Source organism: uncultured Campylobacter sp. (genome assembly GCF_938030685.1).
GTDB lineage: Bacteria > Campylobacterota > Campylobacteria > Campylobacterales > Campylobacteraceae > Campylobacter_B.
The window spans coordinates 1-7,672 of sequence record NZ_CALHHX010000051.1; the positions used below are offsets into that span (position 1 = coordinate 1).

The 7,672-nt window shown below is 46.7% G+C and carries 7 protein-coding genes; 3 read left to right on the forward strand and 4 right to left on the reverse strand.

All coding sequences use genetic code 11. The features are described from left to right. From Q0369_RS02300 to exbB, 3 genes are all read right to left on the reverse strand, one after another. On the reverse strand, positions 1 to 592 hold a 592-nt coding region (locus Q0369_RS02300; RefSeq protein ID WP_298095443.1), incomplete at its 3' end, for a hypothetical protein. After that, entirely contained in the window at positions 589 to 972 is a 384-nt protein-coding gene (gene exbD / locus Q0369_RS02305) for a TonB system transport protein ExbD (protein ID WP_005872149.1), read from the reverse strand. The genes exbD and Q0369_RS02300, both read right to left, overlap by 4 nt. Beyond that, entirely contained in the window at positions 973 to 1,392 is a 420-nt protein-coding gene (gene exbB / locus Q0369_RS02310) for a TonB-system energizer ExbB (protein WP_297882895.1), read from the reverse strand. 285 nt (positions 1,393 to 1,677) lie between these two features. On the opposite strand from exbB, the gene Q0369_RS02315 reads away from it, so the two are divergent. From Q0369_RS02315 to tsaD, 3 genes are all read left to right on the forward strand, one after another. Next, positions 1,678 to 3,747 (forward strand): TonB-dependent receptor, encoded by a 2,070-nt coding sequence (locus Q0369_RS02315; RefSeq protein WP_298095445.1) that lies wholly within the window; start codon positions 1,678 to 1,680, stop codon positions 3,745 to 3,747. 361 nt (positions 3,748 to 4,108) lie between these two features. Continuing rightward, the gene (gene creD, locus Q0369_RS02320; protein WP_298095447.1) at positions 4,109 to 5,497 is read left to right on the forward strand and encodes a cell envelope integrity protein CreD; all 1,389 of its coding nucleotides are present in this window, start codon (positions 4,109 to 4,111) and stop codon (positions 5,495 to 5,497) included. Between the two features lie 346 nt (positions 5,498 to 5,843). Beyond that, positions 5,844 to 6,851 (forward strand): tRNA (adenosine(37)-N6)-threonylcarbamoyltransferase complex transferase subunit TsaD, encoded by a 1,008-nt coding sequence (tsaD, locus tag Q0369_RS02325; protein WP_298095450.1) that lies wholly within the window; start codon positions 5,844 to 5,846, stop codon positions 6,849 to 6,851. Between the two features lie 271 nt (positions 6,852 to 7,122). Here tsaD and Q0369_RS02330 read toward each other — a convergent pair whose 3' ends face one another. Next, complete coding sequence (locus Q0369_RS02330; RefSeq protein WP_298095453.1) at positions 7,123 to 7,605, reverse strand: hypothetical protein; 483 nt, start codon at positions 7,603 to 7,605, stop codon at positions 7,123 to 7,125. Positions 7,606 to 7,672 lie beyond the last annotated feature (67 nt).

Here is a 7,672-nt window from a genome sequence, read left to right on the forward strand (position 1 = left end):
CGTAGCGAGAAATGATGGCGAAAATTTTCTTGCCGACATCGCTATTGCTAGGATCTCCGCGGTTTGTTATAGCGTCGCTACCACCACCTGCACTACTGGAGCCGCCGCCCCCGCCGCTACCCAGCGAAATAGGCTTTGTCGGGTCAAATTTCGCCGTTAAATTCCTATCGCTGCTTTGAACTTTATGCTCTTTTTTAGGCTTAGGTTTTTCGATCGGTTTTGGTTTTTCTACCGGCTTTGGCTTAGGCTTTTCGACCGGTTTTGGTTTTTCGACTACAGGCTCTGGTATAGGCTCCGGCTCAGGCGGAGTTGGTTCCGGTTCTGGTTCTGGTTCCGGTTCGGGCTCGGGCTCGGGCGGAGTGGGCTCTGGCTCAGGATCCGCTTCAGACTGCTCGGAAGGAGGCGGGATATTGGGCTCATCGGAGATATCGCCCTGCTTGGCATCATCCATTATGCTATCGATGGAAAAGGCTATCATATCGGGCATGCTAGGCGGCTTCGGTGCCGACGATAAAAGAGCAAAAACACCCACAGCGATGATGCAATGCAGCACCAAAGATACGATAAAACCTACTGCGCTATCTTTATTCATTGCTCTTTTTCGGTCACGATCGCAAATTTTTCATGGCCCGCCTTTTTTAGGACATCCATGATAGAAATGAAAGAGGAAAATTTCGAGTCTTTATCGTTTTTCAATACGACAAGATCGTTTTTATCGAGAGCGGCAATTTTTTTCTCAAGCTCATCCTCGCTTATTGCGACATCGTCTAGATAAATTTTAGATTCGCTATCCACTTTGATGGTAACTTTTTTATCCTCTTGCGGGTTTTGCGAGCTTGAAGAAGATGGAAGATTTACCTTAATATGCCCCTGCGCAATGAAAGTCGAGACACTAAGCACGATCGCTAACAGCACCAGCATAATGTCGATGAACGGGACGATATTTAGCCCGTCTCGTCTAGGAATGCTCATTTATTTAACCTCATCGTAGCGATTTAGAAGCACATCAACTTTACGGACGAAACCGTTGTAGATGATAAGCGTAGGCACGGCGACGACTAGACCAGTAGCCGTAGCTTTAAGGGCAAGCGAGAGACCTTGCATGATAGCCTTGGTATCGATACCGCTTGCAGTACTCATATCAAAAAATGTGATCATAATGCCGATGACAGTACCTAAAAGACCGATGTACGGAGCATTTGAATAAACAATATAAAGCGTCGTTAAATTTTTTGTCAGAGCCTCTTCATATAGCGCCTTGCTTTTGTAATCGCTCGCCTTAACCTTCGAATAAAAAAGCATCCTTTCGATAGTAAACCACACGACCAAAAAGCTCATAAATCCGAGGATCGCAAAGATAATGTAATCCACGTAATGCGCCAAAAATTCCATAATGCCCATAAGCTCTCCTTAAAAATTTTAAAAATTTTTATAAATTCAGCAAATCGCCTTGCCAAAAAAATGAGCGATTTTATCAAAAATAGATTTAATTTTTACTAAAATTTTGATGATCGATATTTAAATTATATTTTATCATTTAGCTTTATTTAATGATAATAAAGCATTTGGTGATAGAATTTTAATGATTTTAAAACGTCTTGATAATTAATATAAAATAAAGGATTAATTTTATATTATTTGCCGTTTTTTAATCTTATTATCATTTAGGAGTTTCGTATGAAAAAATTTCATCTGGCTTTGTCTTTGTGCGCGGTTCTTTGCTTAAGCGCACAAGCAGACGAGAAATCAAGCGCTACGGACGCATCCAAAAGCAAGGATTCAAATACGCAAAGCCTAGGCGTAATCGAAGTTACTAGCGATTCTAGCACGCCTAGCACCGTGGATGATGTCAAAATCAACACCCGTAACGCTACGCTCGTAAAAGATGTATTTCGCGACATCCCAGGCGTTTATGTGGGCGGCACCAACGGCATGAATCAAAAAATTTATATGCGCGGCGTGAGCGATCGCGGTCTAAATATCACGATTGACGGCGCGAAGCAAAACGGCAATACCTTTCATCACAACGCCGATTTACTAATCGATCCGGATCTTATCAAAGCCGTAGAGGTCGATGTAGGCGCGCGCTCGATCGTGAACGGCTCGGGCGCTTTGGGCGGCTCAGTTGCCTTCAGGACAGTAGACGCTTCTGACATGCTTGAGGACGGTCAGGATATCGGTGCCAAGCTCAAAGTGGGCTATACGAGCAATAACGAAGGCTATTCGCAAAGTGCGATGCTCTACGGCAGAGCGTTTGATAGCCTAGATATGCTTGCTGCGTTTAAGCACTACGGATACGGCTTCGGCGAATCGGGCAACGGCAAGCCTACGGGCGGCGACGGCAACGATATAAATTATTTATTAAAAGCGGGCTATAGCTTTTTGGATTTTCATAAAATTTCGCTCTCTACCGAGCATATGCAGTATAAAGGTCTCTATCCGCTGCGCCCAGAATTCGGCTCATGGTTAAACGGACAGCTGGATAACCGCAAATACGAGCGCGATACGCACACGATCAAATACACGTATAATCCAAGCGACCTGCTAGAACTCGACATCACGGGATATTACACCAAGCATCAACGCATCGGATCGACTTCGACGAACGTAAAATGGGGCGTCGAGACCAAAGGCGGCAAAATCGGCGCTAAGAGTAAATTTGAAACGGGCGATCTGGCTCATACGTTGCGTTACGGCTTTGATTACTACCGCTCCGAAAACTACGTTAAGCCCGGCAATCTACGCCCCGAGAAGGTCGATAATTATAGCTTTTATATCGAGGATGCTATGCGCTACGGCGGGCTTACGGTAACTCCTGGCGTGCGCTACGAAAGGCACGAGCTAAAGACTTACAACGGCAGAGGTGCTAATATCTCTAGCTACAAATATAAATTTGACGAAGTAAGCCCTGCTTTAGCGCTTGATTACGAGATCGGCGCGGGATTTGGAGCGTTTGCGAGCTATGCGCGAGTATTTAGAGGACCTGACGTAATGGAGAGCATGATGGCTGCGGGTACTAGCCGCGGCAGACCACTAAGCTGGATGGCCAATGAAAATTTAAAGGCCACTACGGGTAACGCCTACGAAATAGGCGGTCGCTACAAAAGCGAGCTAGGAGAGAATTCCTCGGTAAGCCTAACTGCGAAGTATTTCAGGACGGAGTATAAAAATCTCATCGTAGATAACAATGCGGCGGGCGGAATCGTCGGCTGCCCGGGAGGCGCACAGGGCACCTTATGCAGGGCTAATGCAGGCGGTGCGGACATTGACGGCGTCGAGCTTTACGCAAGATTAATATTAGATGATTTGAGCCTTGCTGCGGGTTACACCCACCAGCACGTAGAATATAAAGACCGCGTGCGCAGCGGCTCGGGCTATCTAAGCTCAAACATCATCGGCTACCGCGACTATGGCGATAAATACACCTTCAATGCCGAATACGCAATCTCTGTGGCGGATCTACTGCTGGGCTATAACTTGCTCTTTTTCGACTCCAAAAACGTAGCCTCCGCAGCTAGCGACGAAAAAACAAAAGTGCCTAGCTATGCGGTTCACGATCTATATGTGACCTACGCTCCGGATAGCGGGCGATTTAAAGGGCTTGAGATCAACGCTGGCGTTTACAATCTCTTTGATAAAGCCTACGCGTCGCACTCGCAGCGCAGCGCCGATTTCACCGGTGATTCAAACGCTATCGACTGGGAGCCGGGACGAAATTTCAAGCTAAGCGTGGCGTATAAATTTTAAAGCTTACGCGAGAGACCGTACGAAATTTTGCACGCTAAAGCGGCGAAATTTTAAAAATTCAAAACCCTTGGAATTTTAAAATTCCTAGGGCTTTGGAAATTTGAAATTCCAAGGGCTTTGAATTTCAAGCCTTTAAATTTTACTAACAGAAATTTTCTCATAAAATTTTTGCGAATAGCAAAATTCTCATTTGTAATAAAATTCTAGCTTACGGCGAAATTCCCAAAATTCAAAGCGATATCCGTAGCGCTTTACATCCGAAGTTCGTTTAGAATTTATAAAATTCCTCCCGCTTCAAGCGCCGTCCGTTTACTCTTCATCGTTAAAATTCTGTTTTAAATTCTACTTAAAAGGAGAGCCTTTGTTAAATTCTACTAAAAACGCCATTCGCGGCGCGTTTTGGACGAAACCGTTCATAGTTTTAGTGCTGCTTTTGCTGCTGCTAATCCCGCTAAGCTTTATCGATAATCTTACCTACTCGCGCTCCGAAACCAAGCAGCTCGCGCAGGATTCGATCCTCACGCCGGTGGGTGGTGAGCTGCAAATCCAAGGCCTTGCGATCGTAGTGCCCTACGCAGAGATAATCGAAGCGATAGACAAAAGCAACAACGAGCTCATAAAAAGGCGCGTAGAGAAAAATTTCATCATCGTGCCTAAAAACTACTTCTTATCAGCGCAGATCGACCCCACCTATCTAAAGCGCGGGATTTTTCGCGTTCCGATATATAACGGCGATTTTGCGCTTAAGGCGGACTTTGAGGCGATAAACTATACCGAGCTCGGCGTTGATCCTGCGCGGCTAAATTTCGACGAAGCCGTGCTAGTGCTCGGCGTAGGCAATCAAAAATCCTTCACCGCCTCCCCCGCTTTAAGCTTAAACGGCAAGGAGCTTAAGCAATATCACGGCAACACCGAAGCTAAAATTTTCGATCGAAGCCTAATTTACAAGCTCCCCGCTTCCGCGCTTTCGTCTGATTTCAGCATCAGCGGCACGCTTAAAATCCAAGGCGGCGAGGCACTTCATCTAGCTCCGATCGCGCAAAATAGCCGTTTTGAAATTAGCTCTACTTGGGCATCGCCTAGCTTTGGCGGCGGTTTTATCGCCAAATCGCGCGAGGTAAGCGCTAGCGGTTTTAAAGCTTCGTGGGAAGTTACAGGCTTAGCCGCGGGCATTGCTCCTGCGTGGCTTGCAGATCAAGATGACCGCGTCGCTATGACGAACTGGCGCAGCAACGACGATAGAAATGATGCCGTAAGTATCGGTTTCATCGAGCCCGTGAATAACTACTCGCTGATTAAGCGCTGCACGGATTACGCGCTGTTATTCTTAGCGGTGCCGTTTTTAGCGATCTTTTTGTGCGAGGTTTATACTCACGAGCGCATCCACCCGATCCAGTACCTATTAATCGGGCTTGAAGACGTCGTTTTCTACCTGCTGGTGCTTTCGCTCTCCGAACACATCGGCTTTGCGATCAGCTACGCTATCTCGGCGATCGCGGTAAGCGCGATAGTGTTTTTCTACGCAAGCGCGATTTTCAAAGGCGCGCGCTGGGGCATTTTCATCACTTGCGTTCAGCTCGTTTCATACGCGATCCTCTATGTCATCTTAAATTCCGAAGACTACGCCCTATTAATGGGAAGCCTGATGATATTCGCGGTGATCTCTTTGGTGATGTATTTTACGCGCAAGCTCGATTGGTACGACACCGCGATCCCAAGCGGCGAGAAAAAGCAGGAGTCCGAAATTTAGCCTTTAAATTTGCCGCTAAATTTAATCGCAAGGGCCTTTGGAGCTTTAAAATCCAAAGACCATTTTAAATTTGCTCGCTTTTGCTCGCTAAATTTCAACTGCAAAATTTCATCTATCTGAAATTTTACCCACCGCGGCAGGCAAATCGCGGTGTGGGAGCAAGATGCGCGGCGACGCGTTTTAAATTTAATTCCGTTAGCGCACCGAGCCGAACGGCGCATTTTAAAATTTTGCCCTGCGAGCGGGAGTATGTCGCGACCAAATCTAGAGCGCGCCGCTTTAAATTTTAAAATTTCATCTGCGCCGATTTTTGAGTATAATGAGCGAAAAATTTTAAGGATTTTGTGTGATACTTGCTATTGAGAGCAGCTGCGACGACAGTTCGGTCGCGGTGATGGATGAGCGGAGTTTCGAGCTGAAATTTTACGAAAAAATAAGCCAGGAGGCCGATCACGCCAAATACGGCGGCGTCGTGCCCGAGCTTGCCGCGAGGCTGCATACCGAGGCGCTGCCGCGGATTTTACAGCGTGCAAAGCCCTATTTTAGCGAGCTTAAAGCCGTCGTAGCGACCAATACCCCGGGGCTTAGCGTGAGCCTTATCAGCGGCGTAAATATGGCAAAAGCGCTCGCGCTCGCGCTAAATTTGCCGCTCATCGGCGTAAATCATCTCATAGGCCACGTTTACTCGCTATTTTTGGACGGCGAGGCGCGATTTCCGATGGGCGTTTTGCTCGTTAGCGGCGGGCATACGATGGTTTTGGATATCGACGCAGCGGGGAGTATCGAAATTTTAGCGACCACCGGCGACGACAGCTTCGGCGAGAGCTTCGATAAGATCGCAAAGATGCTAGGGCTCGGCTACCCGGGCGGCGCGCTCATCGAGGAGCTCGCAAAAGGCGGCGAGCCGAGGTTTGAGCTGCCCGTGCCGCTGAAGGGCGACAGGCGGCTGGAGTATAGTTTTTCGGGGCTTAAAAACGCCGTGCGCGTACAGATCGAAAAGCTAAAAGAGGCGGGCGAGCTAGATGAGCGGGCGATGCGCGATCTGGCGCGCTGCTTTGAGGACGCGGCGTGCGCGCACATACTCGATAAGTTGCAGCGGATCTTTGAGCTGCGGCGCTTTACGCGATTCGGCGTCGTGGGCGGAGCGAGCGCGAACCTGCATCTGCGCGGACTTTTGACGGATCTGTGCGAGCGGGCGGGCTGCGAGATACTTTTCGCGCCGATGAAATTTTGCTCCGACAACGCTGCTATGATCGCGCGCGCGGCGATAGAAAAGCTGCGTAAAAAGGAATTCACGGCACCCGCAGAGCTGCAAATCATTCCGCATCTAAATCTACGCTCGGCGTTTGAGTAAAATTTTAAAATTTACAAATAGTCTATACCGCTAGCGAATTCTTGCGCGCTGGACATTTGAGCGAAATTTCACTCGAGCTCGCTCACGGTTAGGTTTTTGGATAAATTTCGCTTTAAATTTACACATCACGCTTCAGGCTTGCGCCGCGTTTTGTTAAATTTTTCGTACTCGCACCGCCATCGGTGCGGCTACCCTTGCACGTCCTCGCTGCTTGCAATGTCTAATAAAAATTTGATCGGCTTGTTTACTCGTCATTTTTTATCCTTTATATTTAATCGTGCAGAAAAGTTACGACTTCGTGTTCTTTTGGAACATATTCCCTATTTTCAATACCGCCGCTGCCATACTCAGACAAGGCTTCATTTAAAATTTTATAAAGCTCGTCTATCGAAATATCTCCAATGTCAGAATTTACGCTTTGGAATTTATATTTGACCTTAAATGGATTTTCCGTGAAATATTTACTCGTTGTCTCATCATAAATTCGCCTTATATCAAGCTCGATATTTTTACCTTTATAGTGAAACAACCAAATATCCTCGCCCGTATAGCCATCTCGTGGATCCGGCAGTTGAGGGCTACCGATAAAGATAAGATAGGTCTGTTTTTGTTTATCTACTACCCAATTTAACCATCTAATATCTTGATTGCTCAATAAGGGTTTTCTAAATTTTGTTCTAATTTTATTAACAGCGTCTATAATATCGTATTCCTCTAAGTCCTCTTTCGAAATATATTCTGCTACAAACGCCATTCTCTACTCCTTAAAATTTAATTCTCGGATTATACTACGATATGTTTATATCCGCCTGTGCGCTCAT

Coding starts and splice junctions, on each gene's coding strand:
- Q0369_RS02315 (WP_298095445.1), top strand. CDS start 1,678: ATGAAAAAATTTCATCTGGCTTTGTCTTTGTGCGCGGTTCTTTGCTTA.
- Q0369_RS02330 (WP_298095453.1), bottom strand. CDS start 7,605: ATGGCGTTTGTAGCAGAATATATTTCGAAAGAGGACTTAGAGGAATAC.
- exbD (WP_005872149.1), bottom strand. CDS start 972: ATGAGCATTCCTAGACGAGACGGGCTAAATATCGTCCCGTTCATCGAC.
- exbB (WP_297882895.1), bottom strand. CDS start 1,392: ATGGAATTTTTGGCGCATTACGTGGATTACATTATCTTTGCGATCCTC.